This is a genomic window from Roseateles albus (assembly GCF_028595345.1).
GTDB lineage: Bacteria > Pseudomonadota > Gammaproteobacteria > Burkholderiales > Burkholderiaceae_C > Paucibacter_A > Paucibacter_A albus.
The window spans coordinates 108,732-126,678 of the sequence record NZ_JAQQXT010000002.1 but is presented as its reverse complement, the minus strand read 5'-3'; the positions used below and the strand labels follow the sequence as shown (position 1 = coordinate 126,678).

13 protein-coding genes and 1 tRNA gene are annotated in these 17,947 nt (G+C 61.9%); 9 read left to right on the top strand and 5 right to left on the bottom strand.

Translation table 11 applies throughout. The features are described from left to right. The first annotated feature begins 24 nt into the window (after positions 1–24). From PRZ03_RS03545 to PRZ03_RS03535, 3 genes are all read left to right on the top strand, one after another. Positions 25–99, top strand: a tRNA-Arg gene (locus PRZ03_RS03545). Positions 100–125: 26 nt separating this feature from the next. After that, positions 126–758: a hypothetical protein gene (locus PRZ03_RS03540; RefSeq protein WP_263531817.1), complete on the top strand. Its 633-nt coding sequence runs from the start codon at positions 126–128 to the stop codon at positions 756–758. Positions 759–882: 124 nt separating this feature from the next. Beyond that, positions 883–1,209 carry a 2TM domain-containing protein gene (locus PRZ03_RS03535; protein WP_273599061.1) on the top strand — a complete coding sequence of 109 codons (327 nt, stop codon included), beginning with the start codon at positions 883–885 and terminating at the stop codon, positions 1,207–1,209. 120 nt (positions 1,210–1,329) lie between these two features. On the opposite strand, the gene PRZ03_RS03530 is transcribed toward PRZ03_RS03535, so the two are convergent. Continuing rightward, entirely contained in the window at positions 1,330–2,232 is a 903-nt protein-coding gene (locus tag PRZ03_RS03530; protein ID WP_273599060.1) for a hypothetical protein, read from the bottom strand. Positions 2,233–2,541: 309 nt separating this feature from the next. Here PRZ03_RS03530 and PRZ03_RS03525 point away from each other — a divergent pair, with 309 nt between their 5' ends. After that, positions 2,542–3,345 (top strand): substrate-binding periplasmic protein, encoded by an 804-nt coding sequence (locus PRZ03_RS03525; protein ID WP_273599059.1) that lies wholly within the window; start codon positions 2,542–2,544, stop codon positions 3,343–3,345. A gap of 140 nt (positions 3,346–3,485) precedes the next feature. Here PRZ03_RS03525 and lpdA read toward each other — a convergent pair whose 3' ends face one another. From lpdA to aceE, 3 genes are read right to left on the bottom strand one after another with little or no spacing between them, the layout of a single operon-like run. After that, on the bottom strand, positions 3,486–5,294 hold the full coding sequence (gene lpdA, locus PRZ03_RS03520) for a dihydrolipoyl dehydrogenase (RefSeq protein ID WP_273599058.1): 1,809 nt from the start codon (positions 5,292–5,294) through the stop codon (positions 3,486–3,488). A gap of 12 nt (positions 5,295–5,306) precedes the next feature. Next, entirely contained in the window at positions 5,307–6,986 is a 1,680-nt protein-coding gene (aceF, locus tag PRZ03_RS03515; protein WP_273599057.1) for a dihydrolipoyllysine-residue acetyltransferase, read from the bottom strand. 18 nt (positions 6,987–7,004) lie between these two features. Beyond that, entirely contained in the window at positions 7,005–9,716 is a 2,712-nt protein-coding gene (gene aceE, locus PRZ03_RS03510) for a pyruvate dehydrogenase (acetyl-transferring), homodimeric type (protein WP_273599056.1), read from the bottom strand. 240 nt (positions 9,717–9,956) lie between these two features. Here aceE and PRZ03_RS03505 point away from each other — a divergent pair, with 240 nt between their 5' ends. From PRZ03_RS03505 to PRZ03_RS03485, 5 genes are all read left to right on the top strand, one after another. After that, the gene (locus PRZ03_RS03505; RefSeq protein WP_273599055.1) at positions 9,957–12,551 is read left to right on the top strand and encodes a PAS domain S-box protein; all 2,595 of its coding nucleotides are present in this window, start codon (positions 9,957–9,959) and stop codon (positions 12,549–12,551) included. Further along, positions 12,548–13,171, top strand: coding sequence for a response regulator transcription factor (locus PRZ03_RS03500; RefSeq protein ID WP_263531809.1), 624 nt, complete (start codon positions 12,548–12,550; stop codon positions 13,169–13,171). Before PRZ03_RS03505 ends, PRZ03_RS03500 begins: the two co-directional genes overlap by 4 nt. A 60-nt stretch (positions 13,172–13,231) precedes the next feature. Further along, positions 13,232–14,092: a bifunctional methylenetetrahydrofolate dehydrogenase/methenyltetrahydrofolate cyclohydrolase FolD gene (gene folD, locus PRZ03_RS03495; protein ID WP_273599054.1), complete on the top strand. Its 861-nt coding sequence runs from the start codon at positions 13,232–13,234 to the stop codon at positions 14,090–14,092. Continuing rightward, positions 14,089–16,110, top strand: coding sequence for a M3 family metallopeptidase (locus PRZ03_RS03490; RefSeq protein WP_273599053.1), 2,022 nt, complete (start codon positions 14,089–14,091; stop codon positions 16,108–16,110). The genes folD and PRZ03_RS03490 overlap by 4 nt, the downstream gene beginning before the upstream one ends. Positions 16,111–16,237: 127 nt before the next feature. After that, positions 16,238–17,131, top strand: coding sequence for a substrate-binding periplasmic protein (locus PRZ03_RS03485; RefSeq protein ID WP_273599052.1), 894 nt, complete (start codon positions 16,238–16,240; stop codon positions 17,129–17,131). Between the two features lie 69 nt (positions 17,132–17,200). Here the strand turns inward: PRZ03_RS03485 and PRZ03_RS03480 are convergent, their stop codons facing one another. Beyond that, on the bottom strand, positions 17,201–17,926 hold the full coding sequence (locus tag PRZ03_RS03480; protein ID WP_273599051.1) for a substrate-binding periplasmic protein: 726 nt from the start codon (positions 17,924–17,926) through the stop codon (positions 17,201–17,203). Positions 17,927–17,947: the final 21 nt, after the last annotated feature.

The window sequence follows — 17,947 nt, the reverse complement described above, 5'->3', positions numbered from 1 at the left end:
CGGCCCGCCCCGAGCTCGGGGCATCTCTCCGTAGTTCAATGGATAGAACGGCCGCCTCCTAAGCGGCAAATACAGGTTCGATTCCTGTCGGAGGGACCAGCTTTCAAAGCGACCCATGTGTAAATTTGCATCTCGTTCTTGAACTGCGCGTGATGGCAGCGGCTCACCCTCAACGCTCCGAACTCCCCAGACCAAAACCCGATCGCAGCCGTCTTTTGGTGGCCGGCCTGTGCATATTGCTGAGCTTGGGCCCGCTGCTCTGGTGGCTGTGGCTCAAGCCCAGCGGCATGGCGGTTGAACTAGTCAGCAAAACCTGGCGACTGGACATCGAGATCGAGAAGCTGCTGGAAGAAGGCGAATCGAGCTGGTGCGACGAGATGCCGGCCGAAGCGCGCAATATCAACCGCCGCCTCATCCTTGACCCCAGCGGCGCGAGGCCCGATCCGGCCGAGCATTGCCGCTTCACCCGCCCACAGTGGCGCACCATGCGCATGTCCAGGGCCGAGGGCGCGGCACCGGCCCCGCCCCAGTGGCCCGAGCCCAAACTCAATGGATTGCCCGCCGACCAACTGGGCGCCGAACGAGCCGGCAAGCGTGAGGCCTTTTACGAGTTGCTGCTGCAAAACGATACCGAGCAAGTCTGGACCTGCCGACTGCCGCTGGCCCAATGGCAGGCACACCGGCTGGGTGCGCGCTACCGCGTGCAAGTAGACCGTTTTGGCGTGGCCAATTGCGCCAGCCTGCCCAAACCGGCTTGAACCGTTTGTCGCCGCCTGTGCTCATTCGCGCCAGTGGCTTGCCTTTCGTCACAAGGCCCTGGGCCTGCCCAAAACAGCCAGGCACAGTTCAGTCATCGCAACCCATTCCACCCAGGAGAACGTGATGACAAACCTGAACGACAGTAGCAGCGTCGGTGACAAGGACAGCAGCAGCAACAGTTTGGAGGCGCAAGCCAAGAAGCGTGTCGATGCCAAGCTGGGCTTTTTGACCCACTTGCTGGTGTTCTGCTGCGTCAACGCGGGCTTCTATCTGCTGGGCTTGTTGAGCGACCGAAGCTGGCATTTTGGCCATGCCCCGTTCCCGATTTGGGGCTGGGGTTTAGGCCTGGTCATTCACGGCATCGTCACCTGGGCTTCGCTGCAGGGTCAGGACTTGCGCGGCAGCATGATGGAGCGGGAGATGCAAAGGTTGAGGCAACGGCAGGTTTGAAACGGCGGGGCTGGTCTCAGCTGATTTCGAATCGAGGCTCGGTCGCCACCTTGCCGGCAGTCTGCAGAGAAGGGCCGTAGTGACGGGCCGTAAAGACGGGCCGTAGAAAACTCAACAAAGCTACTGCGGCTTCAGTTCGAAAATACGGCGCTGACTGGCTTTGATCTCGGCCAGGCCACGCCTGAAGCTGGGGATGCTCAGAAACAAGGCCTCGAAACTACCATCTTTGAGCGCGATGTTCAGGCCTCGCGCGATGCGATCGGCCAACTCAGGGCGGTCTCGACTGACAAAGAAATAGACCGGCACCTCATAGTGCAAAAAGATCGACGACTCGACCGCCAGGCCCTTGTCGGCATGGGCTTGCTGCTCGACCCAAGCCTCATGAAGCCCGCGCGGAAAGTAATCGAAGCGCTTGGCCCCCAGCATGGCAAACAAGTTTTCGTAGACGGTGCTGGTCTCACCACGCAGTCCGTTGGCTCGCAGCACGGCGGTCGAGGGCCAGTTCACGCCCGAACCGGCACTGAATTGGCGCAGCTCATCCAAGCTGCGCAGGTTTTGAAATTTCTCTTGATCCTCGGCTCGAATCAAAAACACCCGGTAGTCGTTCAACTGGCGCAATAGCGAAATCCTGATCGGCAGCAAGTCGGCTTCGCGTTGCTTGTCGCTGCCGTCCCAGATCAGATCAATCAAACCAGTATTGTTCTTCAACTCCGAGACCTGCCGCGGGCTGCTCAGCAGCCCTTTGAAATACTCGATGCGGTAGGGCCCGTCGCTGGGTTTGGTCTTCTCGAGCGCCAGGCGCAGCAGTTGAGGGAAGTAGTTCGAGTAGGCCGCCGCACTGGAGGGCAGCGAGGGCACGACGACACGCAGCTCCGTGATGGCGCTGGCAGCAGCGAGGCCGTGGGCGAGGCAAGTCAAAACCACCACGAGCAGAGCTGAGCGCTTGAGCGGGTCAAGCAGGCACATCAACAGCGGCAGCGCAATCCGCCAGCGAAGGCGCTCGCCGCCGCCTGAGGGACACACGGCTAAACGGTTTGCTAATGTGAGATCAAGGCGCATTCGAGGCAGCAGGGTTGATGAGCAAGCGGTGAAGCTTCAAGCGCCCATTGTCAATGGTCGAGCGGCGACACAAGAATGGCGGGCTGAAACTTGGTCAAATCAATTTAGGCGGCACCGCCCACTAAGGCTTCACTGCAGGGCCAGACCTTGCGTGGCAGCATGAAGGAGCGGCAGGGTTGAATCGCCGGTCGGCGGCTGGCATTCTGAACCAAGCTTTAGCCCCCGGCGACATGCGCCCCAAACGCTTGGCACTAGGTGGTACCCTGCCCCACGATGCTCATCCGCTCGTCTATCCTCCTGATGTGCCTGACCGCCAGCGTCTGGGCCGAGAACGGCCCCGGGGTTCAAGCGGTGGTGCGGGCCTGCGGCCACCCAGCCGCACCGCCCATGAGTTGGGATCATGAAGGGCAGCTGATCGGCGTTTGCGTGGAGGCAGCGCGGCGCGCTTTCTCTGCAGTAGGGCTGACGCTGAAGGTGGAGCCACCCATCCCATGGGCCCGGTGCCAGCTGATGGTCGAGAACGGCGAGGTAGACGTGAACCTGTGCGCCTTTGCGAACGACAAGCGGCGCGAGTACGCGGTGATGGTGGAGCCCCCGATCGGCCACAACGAAGCGGTGCTGATCGTACGCCGGGACAGCAGCCTGGTGTACAAATCCTGGGCCGACCTGAAAGGCCTGCGAATTGGCATGGGGCGCGGGGTGAGCTTCGGGTCGGATTTCGACAATTATCTGGCGCAGCATGCTCGGCTCGATATTGCCCTCAGCGAAGCACGCAATCTGCAAAAACTCACGCTGGGCCGACTTGACGCGGTGATCACTGCACGGCTCGCCGGCCAGCAACTGATCCGCAGCATGGGCTGCGAGGGGCAACTGCGCCTGCTGCCAGCCCAGGTGACTGAGGGCCGACTGCTCATGCAAATGTCCAAGCACTCCAAGCACTTGGCCGTGTTGCCGCAATTGACCGCTTTCCTGAAACGGCCGGCCCAGGTCGAGTGGCTGCAGGCGCAGCATATTCGGTTTGACGCAACTTATGCCCAACTGCATCCTGCCGCGCAGACAAGGGTTTGCGAACCTTGAGGCCATAGCGGCAGTGGGCTCGCTCGTCGGCCGCCGGATCACGAGTCAAAATTTGAGCATTCAAAGAAAAAGCCCGGATCGTCACCGAGCCGGGCCTTTGAGACAGCGAAGCGGAGCAAACCGCCCGCCTATCTAACTGTTTACTTTCGCGTTGGCGGCAAATCGGTACAAGAGCCATGCGCGACTTCGGCGGCCATGCCGATCGACTCACCCAGCGTTGGATGCGGGTGAATCGTCTTGCCGATGTCGACGGCGTTGGCGCCCATCTCGATCGCCAGGGCGATCTCGCCGATCATGTCGCCGGCGTGGGTGCCAACGATGCCGCCGCCGAGGATCTTGCCGTGGCCATGGGCTTCCGGCGAGTCGTCAAACAGCAGCTTGGTGAAGCCTTCATCGCGGCCATTGGCAATCGCGCGGCCCGAGGCAGTCCAGGGGAACAGGCCCTTCTTGACCTTGATGCCTTGCGCCTTGGCCTGGTCCTCAGTCAGACCGACCCATGCCACTTCAGGATCGGTATAAGCCACACTCGGGATCACGCGGGCATCGAACTGGCTCTTGGCTAAGTTCGCGTCGCCTAGCTGCACGCCGGCTGCGACTTCGGCCGCAACATGGGCCTCGTGCACCGCCTTGTGCGCCAACATCGGCTGGCCGACCACATCGCCGATGGCGAAGATATGCGGCACATTGGTGCGCATCTGCACATCGACATTGATGAAGCCGCGGTCGGTGACCGCCACGCCGGCCTTCTCGGCGGCCACCTTCTTGCCATTCGGCGTGCGGCCCACGGCTTGCAAGACCAGGTCGTAAAGGCCTTCGCTCTTGGTTCCGTCCAGACCCTCGAACTGCACCTTGATGCCTTCGGGTGTGGCGGTCGCGCCTACCGTCTTGGTCTTCAACATGATGTTGTCGAAGCGCTTGGCGTTCATCTTCTGCCAGACCTTAACCAAGTCACGGTCGGCGCCTTGCATCAGACCGTCGAGCATCTCGACCACGTCCAAGCGAGCGCCCAGCGTCGAATAGACCGTGCCCATTTCCAGGCCGATGATGCCGCCGCCGATGATCAACATCTTCTTCGGCGTGCCCTTCAATTCAAGCGCACCGGTCGAGTCGACAATGCGCTCGTCTTGAGGCAGGAAAGGCAGACGCACCGCTTGCGAGCCGGCCGCGATGATGGCCTGGCTGAAGTGGATGGTCTTCTTCGCGCCGGTCTTGGCTTGCGCCTCGCCGCTGGTCTCTTCGACCTCGACATGGTGGGCGTCGATGAAGGAACCGTAGCCGCGCACGACCGTGACCTTGCGCATCTTGGCCATCGCGGCCAGGCCGCCGGTCAGTTTGCTGATGACCTTTTCCTTGTGGCCGCGCAGTTTGTCGACATTGACACTAGGCGCGCCAAAGTCAACACCCAGATCACCCAGGTGGGAGACCTCGTCCATCACCGCCGCCACATGCAGCAGCGCCTTGGACGGGATACAGCCGACGTTCAGGCAGACGCCGCCGAGCGCCGCATAACGCTCAACCACAATGACCTTCAATCCCAGATCAGCGGCGCGGAAGGCGGCCGAATAGCCGCCGGGTCCGGCGCCCAGCACCAACAAATCGCAGCTGAGGTCGGCGCTGCCGGCATAGGCTGCAGCGGCGGTAGGCGCGACAACTGGGGCGCTCACTGGTGCAGCGACTGGGGCAGCAGGAGCCGGTGCAGCAGCTACAGCCTCGGCGCTCTCCAGCGTCAGCACCAAAGTACCCTGATTAACCTTGTCGCCGAGCGAAACCTTGATTTCCTTAACCACGCCGGCATGCGATGAAGGGATCTCCATCGAGGCCTTGTCGCTTTCGACCGTGATCAGGCTCTGCTCCTTAGCCACCGTGTCGCCGGGTTTGACCAGCAGCTCGATGACGGCCACATCCTTGACATCACCGATGTCAGGTACCGTTACGTTTATCAATGCCATGTTCAACCCCGATCAGAGCACGATGCGACGGAAGTCCGCCAGCAAGGATGCAAAGTAAACATTGAAGCGAGCGGCAGCCGCGCCGTCGATGACGCGGTGATCCCAGCTCAGGCTCAGCGGCAACATCAAACGCGGTTGGAAGGCCTTGCCGTCCCACTTCGGCTCGATCTGGCTCTTGCACACGCCCATGATGGCCACTTCGGGCGCATTGATGATGGGCGTGAAGTAGCGCCCACCGATGCCGCCCAAGGACGAGATCGTGAAGCAGCCGCCGCTCATCTCGGCCGGGCCCAACTTGCCGTCGCGCGCCTTCTTGGCCAGCTCGCCCATCTCCTGGCTGATCTGGAAGATGCCCTTTTTGTCGGCATCCTTGATCACGGGCACGACCAAGCCATTCGGCGTATCGGCCGCAAAGCCAATGTGGAAGTACTTCTTGAGCACCAGCTTTTGCGCGTCGCCCTCACCTTCGAGCGAGGCATTGAACTCGGGGAACTTCTTCAAGGCCGCCACCGCCGCCTTGATCATGAAGGCCAGCATCGTCACTTTGACGGCCGCCGGGTTCTTCTCGTTTTCCTTGTTCGTCTGCACACGGAAGGCTTCGAGCTCGGTGATGTCGGCATCGTCATGGTTGGTGACATGCGGGATCACGACCCAGTTGCGATGCAGATTGGCGCCGCTGATCTTCTTGATGCGAGACATGTCCTTGCGCTCAATCGCGCCGAACTTCTCGAAGTCCACCTTGGGCCAGGCCAGCAGGCCGGGGAAGGAGCCACCGCCACCCGATGAGGAAGAAGCTGCAGGCGCCGAGGCCTTCTGCGCCAGCGTCTGCACGGCACCGGCCATCACCGACTTCACAAAGCCCTGCAAGTCGATTTCCTGGATACGGCCATGCGGGCCACTGCCCTTGACCTCGCCCAGCGGAACACCTAACTCGCGCGCTTGACGGCGAATGCTAGGGGACGCGTGCGGCAGCTTGGTGTTGATGACAGTCGGCTCGTGGGCAGGTACGACTGCCGGTGCAGCCACCGCAACGGCGGCCGCAGGCGCGGCTGCGGCAACAGATGTAGCGGCGGCGGGAGCAGCAGCGGCAGCCGGCGCAGCAACAGCACCCTTCACTTCCACGATCGCCAGTAGCGAGCCCTTGGCGACCTTGTCGCCGAGCTTGACCTTCAAGTCCTTGATCACGCCGGCGTGCGAGGACGGAATCTCCATCGAGGCCTTGTCGCTCTCGACGGTGATCAGGCTTTGCTCGACTTTGATGGTATCGCCGACTTTGACAAACACCTCGATCACCGCGACCGACTCGAAGTCGCCGATATCGGGCACGAAGACCTCGACCAGCGCGCTGGCTGCGGGGGCAGCAGCGGCAGCTACGGGCGCGGCGACCGGTGCAACGGCAGCGGCAGTAACAGCCGGAGCCGGAGCCGGTGCTGGCGCGGCAACTGCAGCCTCACCGGCAGTCTCCAGCAAAAGCACCAAGCTGCCTTCATTGACCTTGTCGCCGATGGCGATCTTGATTTCCTTGACGACGCCGGCGGCCGAGCTGGGGATCTCCATCGAGGCTTTATCGCTCTCGACGGTGATCAGGCTTTGCTCCAGCGCGACCGTGTCGCCCACCTTGACCATCAACTCAATGACGGCCACATCCTTGACGTCCCCAATATCGGGAACCTTGACTTCTACCAATGCCATGTCTTGTCTCCGCGGCGCTTATGCGTACAGGGGGTTGATTTTGTCGGCCTTGATGCCGTACTTGGCAATCGCCTCGGCGACCTTGGCCTTGGGCAACTTGCCTTCATCGGCCAAGGAGTTCAGCGCCGCCACAACGATGTAATGCCGGTTGATCTCGAAATGCTCACGCAGCTTGTTGCGGAAGTCCGAACGGCCGAAACCATCGGTACCCAGCACCTTGTACGAGCGCCCCGCTGGCACAAAGGCACGGATCTGCTCGGCGTAGTTCTTCATATAGTCGGTCGAGGCAATCACCGGGCCGCTGGTCTGGCTCAGTTGCTGGCCCACAAAGCTGCCGCGCTGCGCTTCGGTCGGATGCAAGAGGTTCCAGCGCTCAACGTCCTGGCCTTCACGGGCCAGCTCGTTGAAGCTTGGGCAGCTCCAGACATGGGCGCCCACGCCCCAGTCGGCTTCCAGCAAGGCCTTGGCGGCCTGGCTTTCGCGCAGAATGGTGCCGGAGCCGAGCAGATTGACCGTCATTGCCTTGTCGCCGGCGGCTTCTTCCAGCAAATACATGCCCTTCAGGATCTGCTCCTCGGTGCCGGCCTTCAGGCCCGGCATCGCGTAGTTCTCGTTCAGCAGCGTGATGTAGAAATACACGTTCTCCTGGTTTTCAACCATGCGCTTCAAGCCGCTGTGCAGAATCACGCCGACCTCATGCGCGAAGCTCGGGTCATAGCTGATGCAGTTCGGGATGGTGCTGGCCAGGATATGGCTGTGGCCGTCTTCGTGCTGCAGGCCTTCGCCGTTCAGCGTCGTGCGGCCCGAGGTGCCGCCCAGCAAGAAGCCGCGTGCCTGCATATCGCCGGCCGCCCAGGCCAGATCACCGATGCGCTGGAAGCCGAACATCGAGTAGTAGACGTAGAACGGGATCATCACCCGGTTATTGGTCGAGTAGCTCGTCGCTGCGGCGATCCAGCTGGCCATGCCGCCGGCTTCGTTGATGCCTTCCTGCAGGATCTGGCCGTCCTTAGCCTCGCGGTAATACATCACCTGGTCTTTGTCGACCGGGGTGTAGTTCTGACCTGCGGGGTTGTAGATGCCGATCTGACGGAACAGGCCTTCCATGCCGAAGGTACGGGCCTCGTCGACCAAAATCGGCACGACGCGCCGGCCCAGATCCTTGTCACGCAGCAACTGCGTCAAGAAGCGCACATAGGCTTGCGTGGTCGATATCTCGCGACCTTCGGCGGTCGGCTCCAGCACGGCCTTGAAGGTGTCCAGCGAGGGCACGGTGAAGCTCTCTTCGGCCTTGACGCGGCGCTGCGGCAGGTAGCCGCCGAGGGCCTGGCGGCGCTCGTGCAGATAGCGCATCTCGGGCGTATCTTCGGCCGGCTTGTAGTAAGGCAGCTTGGGCAGCTCGCTGTCGGGAATCGGGATGGCGAAGCGGTCGCGGATGTACTTGATGTCTTCGTCGGTCAGCTTCTTGGTCTGGTGGACGGTGTTCTTGCCCTCGCCGGCCTTGCCCATGCCGTAGCCCTTGACGGTCTTGATCAGCAGCAGCGTCGGTTGGTTCGAGACATTGTTGTGGGCAGCGTGGAAGGCCGCAAACACCTTCTCGGGCTGGTGGCCACCGCGACGCAGATCGAAGATCTCCTCGTCGCTCATATGCTCGACCAGCTTGGCAGTCTCCGGGTACTTGCCGAAGAAATTCTTGCGCACGAAGGCGCCGTCATTGGCCTTCATCGCCTGGTAGTCGCCGTCGACGGTTTCCATCATCAGCTGCTTGAGCTTGCCGCTCTTGTCGCGCGCCAGCAGTTCGTCCCAGCCCTTGCCCCAGACCAGCTTGATCACATTCCAGCCGCTGCCGCGGAACTCGCCTTCGAGCTCTTGAATGATCTTGCCATTGCCGCGCACCGGGCCGTCCAGGCGCTGCAGATTGCAGTTGATGACGAAGACCAGATTGTTCAGGCCTTCGCGTGCGGCCAAGCCGATCGCGCCCAGCGATTCCGGCTCGTCCATCTCGCCGTCGCCCATAAAGGCCCAGACCTTGCGGTTCTCGGTGTTGGCAATGCCGCGCGCATGCAGATACTTCAGGAAGCGCGCTTGGTAGATCGCCATCAAGGGGCCGAGGCCCATTGAGACGGTCGGGAACTGCCAGAACTCGGGCATCAGCTTAGGGTGCGGATAGCTGGACAAGCCCTTGCCGTCGACTTCCTGGCGGAAGCTGTCCAGCTGCTCTTCGCTCAGGCGGCCTTCCAGGAAGGCGCGGGCATAGATGCCGGGCGCGCTATGGCCCTGGATGTAGAGCAGGTCGCCGCCGTGGTTCTCACTCTCGGCATGCCAGAAATGGTTGAAACCGGCACCGAGCATCGAAGCCAGCGAGGCGAAGGAGCCGATGTGGCCGCCCAGGTCGCCGCCATCTTCCGGGTTCAGGCGGTTGGCCCGCACCACCATCGCCATCGCGTTCCAGCGCATATAGGCGCGCAGGCGCTTCTCGATCTCAATATTGCCGGGGCAACGTGCTTCCTGGTCGGCGGGGATCGTGTTCACATAAGGTGTGGTGGCCGAAAACGGCACATCGATGCCGGCTTGGCGGGCATGATCGATCAGCTGATTCAACAAGAAGTGCGCGCGTTCGCCGCCCTCCTCACCAATCACGGCGGACAGCGCGTCCAACCACTCCTTGGTTTCCATCGCATCGGTGTCGTTGGCTAAAGCGCCAAAAAATGACTGGGGCTGGGCGGACATGGGCTGAAGTCTCCGTCTGAGTGATTCGGGCCGGCCTCCCAGATGAAAGAAGAGGCGCAGGACCAATTGATTTAGAGGTTTACATCGAATACATCGCTGCGGAGTGTCGCACAAGTTTTGATCACTCTCAAATCGTGCGAGCAAGTTTCATATAATGAAATTCACTAAGAAATTAGACCATAACGAACTCTGCGAAATGACAGAAAAGCGAGCGCCCCAGTTGCCCGGATAATTGCGGCCATGCCCAATGCATTCGACCTCTCCAGCGCCAAGCGCAGACTGCTGCTGCCTCTGCAGCGCCTAGCCTCCGGCTGGTGGCGCCGCCAATCCCCCGCCCGACAAGACCGCTTCGCCACTCTCGGCCCCTTGGTCTCGGTGCTTTTGTTCTTGACCGCTATCGTTTTGGCCTTCTGGTATTTGCGCAATGAGGAGATCGAGCGCGAATCCGAGGCGGTCAAGCGCGATACCGAAATCGCCCAGCAGCAAATCCGCGTTCGCCTGATCGAAAACCAAGAGCAGCTGATGCGCATTGCACGGGAAATCGTCACGCGCGCGGTGGACACCCATGACTTCAGCGCGCAAGCCAAGGGCTTCGCGCGCGAGCGCCCCGAGGTCACCCATGTCACCTGGATCAACGCCAGGCGCGAAACGCGGGCCAGCGTCAGCGGGGCCGGCTTTCAAGACGATAGCCTGATGCATTCCGACGGCAATGACCCGTCGATGCCGGTGGCCAACCAGTCCAACCCGCCGGAGTCGGCGTTTCAAGCCGCCAAGGAGCGGCGCCAACCGGTCTATTCGCAGGTCTTCAGCGACTACAACGGTACGGCAGTTTTCCAGGTGCAAGTGCCCTTGATCGACCGCACTGGCTTCTCCGGTGTCTTGATTGCCGAGTACTCAGTCGAGGCGCTGCTGCGCTATTACGTACCGTCCGAGGTATCGGCGCGCCACAGCATGGCTGTGTTTGACAGCAGCGACCAAATGGTCGCGAGTTCAGTCACGCAAATGCCGGGCAAACGCAACAATAAGCGCCCCTCCATCCTGCATGAAGTGCCCTTGGCGCCTGCGATGAACGGGCTGGTGCTGCGCGGCGAAGGCTACCGCACCTCGATCGGACTGATCAGCAACACCTTGTTCTGGATGGTGGTGGCGCTGTCTACGCTGACCGTCTGGATGCTGTTCGGCACCTGGCGCCATATGCGCCGGCGTTTGCAGATTCAAACCGCGCTGACCTCGGAAACCAATTTCCGCCGCGCGATGGAGAACTCGATGCTGACCGGCATGCGCGCACTCGATATGGAGTCGCGCATCTCTTACGTCAACCCGGCGTTTTGTGCGATGACGGGCTTCTCGGAGGCCGAACTGATAGGCCGCAAGCCGCCCTTCCCTTTTTGGCCTCCGGACCGGTTGGAAGAAAACGCCCGCCTGCTGCAACAAGAGATCCATGGCCGCAGCCCGGCCGGCGGCGTCGAGGTCAAGATTTTGCGCAAGGACGGCAGCATTTTTGATGGCCGCATGTATGTCTCGCCGCTGGTGGACACCAAGGGCAAGCAAACCGGCTGGATGACCTCGATGACCAATATCACCGAGGCCAAGCGCGTACGCGACCAGCTCTCTGCCTCGCACGAACGTTTCACCACCGTGCTGGAGGGGCTGGATGCGGCGGTGTCGGTGCTGTCGGTACAGCAGGGCGAGTTGCTGTTCGCCAATCGCAGCTACCGGCTCTGGTTCGGCGCCGACCCGGCCGGCCATGCGCTGCTGTCGGGTAGCCAGTTGGGTCGCAGCGCCGGCCCCGATGTGGACGAAGAAGTCGACGACTACTCCGGCCTGCCGGCCCAACACCTCAGCGACGCCGGCACCGCGCCGCGTGAGGTCTTTGTCGAATCGCTGGAGATGTGGTTTGACGTGCGCACACGCTATCTGCAGTGGACCGACGGCCGCCTGGCGCAGATGCTGATTGCCACCGACATCACCACCCGCCGCCGCGCCGAAGAACAAGCCGCGCTGCAGGCCGAGAAAGCGCAGATGACCAGCCGCTTGATGACCATGGGCGAGATGGCATCCAGCGTTGCGCATGAGCTGAACCAGCCGCTCACCGCGATAACGAACTACTGCAACGGCATGGTGTCGCGCGTACGCAATGACGCGATACAGAAAGACGATCTATTGGCCGCGCTGGAGAAGACCGCCAAGCAGGCCCAGCGCGCCGGTCAGATCATTCACCGCATCCGCAACTTCGTGAAGCGCAGCGAGCCCAAGCGCGAAGCCGCGCAGGCGCATGACATCGTCGAGGACGCGGTCGAGTTGGCCGGCATCGAGCTGCGCCGGCGCAATGTGGCCATCCACACCTATGTCGCGCAGCGCCTGCCGCAGTTGATGGTGGACCCTATCCTGATCGAGCAGGTCTTGATGAATCTGCTCAAGAACGCGGCCGAGGCGATCGACAACGCCGGCCTGCCGGCCTCGCGCCGGCATATCGAGTTGCGCGTGATCCCCAAGCACACGCCCGAGTTGGGCGGCCATATCGACTTCAGCGTCACCGATATGGGGCCGGGCATGCCGGAAGAAGTGATCTCGCGCATGTACGAGGCCTTCTTCTCCACCAAGTCTGACGGGCTGGGCATTGGCCTAGGGTTATGCCGGTCTATTGTGGAGTCGCACAAGGGCCGGATCAGGGCCGAGAACTTATACAATGGCGCAGCTATTGTGGGCTGCAGGTTCGCCTTCAGCATCCCGGTAGACATCTCCCGCATTGACCCGACTGCGCCGACCAGCGTGGCCGGAGCGAGCGGGCCAACAGCACCAGCAGCAGCAACAAACCAAATTTCGACACCATGAGTCTGATTCCGAAGAAGGGCAATGTCTACGTTGTCGATGATGACGAGGCCGTACGTGACTCATTGCAATGGCTGCTTGAGGGCAAGGACTACCGCGTTAAATGCTTTGACTCGGCCGAATCATTCCTGAGCCGTTATGACCCGCGCGAAGTCGCCTGCTTGATCGCCGACATCCGCATGGAAGGCATGAGCGGCCTGGAGTTGCAAGACCGTCTGCTGGAGCGCAAGAGCCCGCTGCCCATCGTCTTCATCACCGGTCACGGCGACGTGCCCATGGCCGTGCAGTCGATGAAAAAAGGCGCGCTGGACTTCATCGAAAAGCCCTTCAAGGAAGACGAACTCGCCGCCATCGTCGAGCGCATGCTCGAACAGGCTAGAGCCGCCTTCTCCACCCATCAAGAAGCCGCCAGTCGCGATGCCTTGCTGCAGCGCCTGACAACGCGCGAGTCGCAAGTGCTGGAGCGCATCGTCGCCGGCCGCTTGAACAAGCAGATCGCCGATGACCTTGGCATCAGCATCAAGACGGTGGAAGCGCACCGCGCCAACATCATGGAAAAGTTGAATGCCAACACGGTCGCCGATCTGCTGAAGATCGCCCTCGGCGCACCGGCCAAGGCTTGATCAAGACCTGACCCCAAGAAGCGCGCCGAGAGCGCGCTTTTGCTTTTTTCGGAGATGAATATGACCGCAGAACTGATCGATGGCGTGGCCCTGTCCAAGCAGATTCGCGCCGATGTGGCGTTACGCGCAGCGGCGCTGACCGCCAAGGGTGTGAAGCCGGGGTTGGCCGTCATCCTGGTTGGTGAAGATCCGGCCAGCCATGTCTACGTGCGCAACAAGGTCAAAGCCTGCGCCGACGCCGGCCTGCACTCGGTGTTAGAGAAGTACGAAGCCTCAATGAGCGAAGCCGACTTGCTGGCCCGCATCGATGCCCTGAACAATGACCCCAGCATCCACGGCATCTTGGTACAGATGCCGCTGCCCAAGCATATTGACCCGCACAAGGTCATCGAAGCTATCGCCACCAGCAAGGATGTGGACGGCTACTCGACCTTGAGCGCCGGCGAGTTGATGACCCAATTGCCCGGCTTTCGCCCCTGCACGCCTTATGGCTGCATGAAGTTGATCGAAAGCACGGGCTATGACTTGAAAGGCAAGCACGCCGTGGTGATAGGCCGCAGCAACACCGTCGGCAAGCCGATGGCCCTGCTGCTGCTGCAGGCCAACGCGACCGTCACGGTCTGCCACAGCGGCACGCCGGACATTGGTTTTCACACCCGCCAAGCCGATGTGGTGGTCGCCGCCGTTGGTCGCCGCAATGTCTTGACCGCCGAGATGGTCAAGCCGGGCGCGGTCGTGATCGACGTGGGCATCAACCGCAACGAGGAAGGCAAACTCTGCGGCGACGTCGACTTTGACGGTGTCAAAGAAGTCGCCGGCTGGATCACACCGGTGCCCGGTGGCGTTGGGCCGATGACCATCACCATGCTCTTGGTCAACACCATCGAGTCAGCCGAACGAGCAGCAGCGCAGGCCGCATGAATAACCCATTACTCTCCACCGCCGCCCTGCCCGCTTTCGCCAGCATCAAGCCCGAGCACATTGCCCCCGCCATCGAGCAGTTGCTGAGCGAATCACGAGCGGCGCTGGCGCTCGCCACCTCGGATGCAACACCGGCCGACTACGACGCGCTGTCGGCCAGTTTGGGCGTTGCCACCGAACGATTCGGGGCGTCATGGGGCGCGGTCAGCCACCTGAACGCCGTCGCCAACACGCCCGAGCTGCGCGAGGCCTATAACGCCGCGTTGCCGGCCGTCACCGAATTCTTCACCGAACTCGGCGCCGACGAAGCCCTTTACGCCAAGTACAAGGCGATCGCCGCAGCCCCGGGTGCGGCAAGCTTGAGCGCGCCGCGCCAGCAAGCGCTCAAGCTCTGGCTGCGCGACTTCGTGCTGTCGGGCGCCGAGTTGCAGGGCGAAGCCAAGGCCCGCTTCGCCGCGATTCAAGAGCGCAGCGCCGAACTCGGCCAGCAGTTCTCCGAGCATGTCTTGGATGCGACCGACGGCTATGCCTATTACGCGAGCGCCGAAGAAATGGCCGGCGTGCCGGCCGACGCCGTCAGCGCCGCGCTTGAAGCCGCCAAGGCCGAGGGCAAAGAGGGTCACAAGCTAACGCTGCACTTCCCCTGCTACTTGCCGGTGATGCAATATGCGAGCAATCGCGACTTGCGCGCACGTTTGTACCGCGCCTATGTGACCCGTGCCAGCGAACTGGGCGACAAGCCTGAGCTGGACAACAGCGCCATCATCGAAGAGCTGCTGCGTCTGCGCCATGAAGAGGCCGCGCTGCTGGGCTTTGCGAACTTTGCCGAGGCCGCCATGGTGGCCAAGATGGCCGACTCGCCGACCCAGGTCCTGGACTTTCTGCGCGACCTCTCAAGCCGCGCCCGCCCCTTTGCCGAGAAAGACCTGGCCGAGCTGCGCGAGTTTGCCGCCAAGGAACTGGGCCTGGCCGATCTGCAGCCCTGGGACACCGCCTACGCGTCCGAGAAGCTCAAGGAAGCGCGCTACGCCTTCAGCGACCAGGAAGTCAGGCAGTACTTCACCGTGCCGCGCGTGCTGGCCGGTCTGTTCGACATCATTGAGCGCCTGTTCAATGTGAAGATCAGCGAGCAGCCGGCCGAGGTCTGGCATGAGTCGGTCAAGTTCTATCAACTCGTCAGAGACGGAGCGCTTGTCGGCCAGTTCTACCTCGACCTCTATGCCCGCAACGGCAAGCGCCCAGGCGCCTGGATGGACGAGGTGCGCAGTCGCTGGGCGAGGCCGGACGGTGCGCAGCAAACGCCGGTGGCGCAGCTGGTGTGCAATTTCTCTTCGCCCACCGCCGACAAGCCCGCGCTGCTCAGCCATGACGACGTCACCACCTTGTTCCACGAATTCGGCCATGGCCTGCACCATCTGCTGACGCAAGTGGACGAACTCGGCGTCTCCGGCATCTCCGGCGTCGAATGGGATGCCGTCGAACTACCCAGTCAGTTCATGGAGAACTTCTGCTGGGAATGGGAAGTGATTCAGAAACTGACCAGCCATGTGGACACCGGCGAGGCGCTGCCGCGCGCGCTGTTCGACAAGATGACGGCGGCCAAGAACTTCCAAAGCGGGCTGCAGACCCTGCGCCAGATCGAGTTTTCGGTCTTTGACATGCGCTTGCATGCCGAAAGGGGCAGCGAGGCCACCGTGCAAGCACTGCTCGACCAAGTACGCGCCGAAGTGGCCGTGATGGCCGCACCCGCCTTCAACCGCAGCCAGCACAGCTTCTCGCACATTTTTGCGGGCGGTTATTCGGCCGGCTACTACAGCTACAAATGGGCCGAGTTGCTCAGCGCTGACGCCTGGAGCGCCTTTGAGGTCGAGGGCGTCTTCAACGCCGCTTGCGGACAGCGTTATTTGCAAAACGTGCTTGAAGTTGGTGGTTCTCGGCCCGCGATGGAAAGCTTCAAGGCCTTCCGCGGCCGCGAGCCGAACATCGACGCCTTGCTGCGGCATCAAGGCATGGCCTGAGCTTGTCATCGCAAGGCCTGTGCTGACCGATTCAATAGACTTTTGTGAGGTCAGCGAAGTCAGCTCTTGAGCTTGTGCAGGAATTCGCTCAAACTCGGGCCACCGCAGGCCGAGCAGGAGTGCCCCATTGAGCGAAGACTTGCCACAAGATTGCACAGGCCGTACGCGAGTATTCCGGCAGCCACGGCGCCTGCTGTGCTGGATTTTGGCTGGTACTTTTGCTCAGCTGGCTCCGGCGCTCGCGGCGCCGGAACTGCGGTTTTTGACCACCGAATACCCGCCCTACTCTTCGCCCAAGCTGGAGGGAGGGGGCGCGATGGAATGGGTGTTGCGGGCGGCACTTGAGCCACGCGGCTATGTGATTCAAGTCCAACCGGTGCCCTGGGCGCGAATCTCGCGCGAAATTGCCCAAGGGCAGGTGGATGGCGTGATGCTGCTCTGGCCTACCGATGTGACCGAGCTGGGCCTCTTGCCCACGCAGCCAGTGTTCATCAGTCATCTTGGCTTTTTTGTGCGGCGCGAACAGTGGCAGGGGCAAGGCATCAGCAACTGGCAGATGTTGAAGGGGCAGACTGTGGGCGTCGTGCGCGGCTACACCTACCCCGATCAATTGCACGCGACCGGGGCGGTCTTGGAGCCGTCCCTCAGCGACCTGCACAATTTGAAGAAACTGGCGGCCAAACGCTTTGACTATGCGGCACTGGAACGCGCGACCGGCGAACACCAGCTGGCGCAGGATGCAAACGGTGAGTTGGTACGCAAGCTTGTTTGGCAGGCGCCGGCCTTGGTGAGTATTCCTTTGACCTTCGGCATCGTGCCAGGGCGGCCCGGGGCCGAGAGACTCCTGAACGAATTGGAGCTAGGCCTGCAGCAATTGCGGGGGCAACGCGCCCTGAAGGCCATGCTGGATAAATTCAAGGTCGACCCGGCCGCCGCGCTGCAGCCCGAACCGCTGCCAGCCCTCAAGCTGCGCCGGGCAAGCCCTGCGAACCCCAATGCTCGCCCCAGCAAACCCCAATGAATCCGCGCCGCGCCGCGTCTTCCTGGATTCGATCAGCAAGCAGCCGCAGCGCTTGTATCAGTCGCAGACTCAACGACAAAAAGGCACATGCGCATTGAAGCGCACGACAAAATCGGGCTCGCTCAGCAGGAATTTGCGCCCGAAATAGGCATGTAAGGGGCTGTCTTGGGCCAGTACGGTGCGAAAGGACTTCGGGTCCAAGCCCTGCTCCTTCATGGCCATGGCGATGGCCAAATCGCCACCCAGAATCGCGTCGGCGCGGCCGCCGCGCACAAAGGCACGTAAGAGCATGTCGTCGCTGGCGGGGCGCAGCACCACTTGATACTTCTGTTCCTCGATCATCTTCAAGCGGTTGGAGCCGAGATGGGCGCCGACTCTGGCTGTCGCCTTGAAGTCGGCCGATAGCGGATCAAGCTTGCTGGCGGCAGGCAAATACCACACCCATTTTTGATCGGCGATCACATCCGTCGCCTGCGCCCAGACCAAGCGCTCGGGCCGCAAGGTCGCGGGGAAGAAGCCGTCCACCTCGCCACGCTCCGCCATCAACTGCACCCGCGCCCAAGGATAGACCTCCACCGCATAGCTGCGGCCCATGCGTTTGAGCACACAGCTCACGACCCGCACGGCCACGCCGTCAAATGATTTGTCTGCCTGGTAGCTGCCGTAAGGGGCCTGATCGTGCGTACCCAAGCGCACGGGCAAGGGCAAGGACTCGGGCCCGTGCGCTGCGACTTCGCCACCTGGGCCGGTGATGGCCAAAAGGCTGCAAATGGCCAAGACTCGAAACTGGTACATGCCCTTAATGTACCTATTTGG

Excerpts from the sequence above, each read along its gene's own strand:
- PRZ03_RS03535 (WP_273599061.1), top strand. The coding sequence starts at position 883 with ATGACAAACCTGAACGACAGTAGCAGCGTCGGTGACAAGGACAGCAGC.
- PRZ03_RS03525 (WP_273599059.1), top strand. The coding sequence starts at position 2,542 with ATGCTCATCCGCTCGTCTATCCTCCTGATGTGCCTGACCGCCAGCGTC.
- lpdA (WP_273599058.1), bottom strand. The coding sequence starts at position 5,294 with ATGGCATTGATAAACGTAACGGTACCTGACATCGGTGATGTCAAGGAT.
- aceF (WP_273599057.1), bottom strand. The coding sequence starts at position 6,986 with ATGGCATTGGTAGAAGTCAAGGTTCCCGATATTGGGGACGTCAAGGAT.
- aceE (WP_273599056.1), bottom strand. The coding sequence starts at position 9,716 with ATGTCCGCCCAGCCCCAGTCATTTTTTGGCGCTTTAGCCAACGACACC.
- PRZ03_RS03505 (WP_273599055.1), top strand. The coding sequence starts at position 9,957 with ATGCCCAATGCATTCGACCTCTCCAGCGCCAAGCGCAGACTGCTGCTG.
- PRZ03_RS03500 (WP_263531809.1), top strand. The coding sequence starts at position 12,548 with ATGAGTCTGATTCCGAAGAAGGGCAATGTCTACGTTGTCGATGATGAC.
- folD (WP_273599054.1), top strand. The coding sequence starts at position 13,232 with ATGACCGCAGAACTGATCGATGGCGTGGCCCTGTCCAAGCAGATTCGC.
- PRZ03_RS03490 (WP_273599053.1), top strand. The coding sequence starts at position 14,089 with ATGAATAACCCATTACTCTCCACCGCCGCCCTGCCCGCTTTCGCCAGC.
- PRZ03_RS03480 (WP_273599051.1), bottom strand. The coding sequence starts at position 17,926 with ATGTACCAGTTTCGAGTCTTGGCCATTTGCAGCCTTTTGGCCATCACC.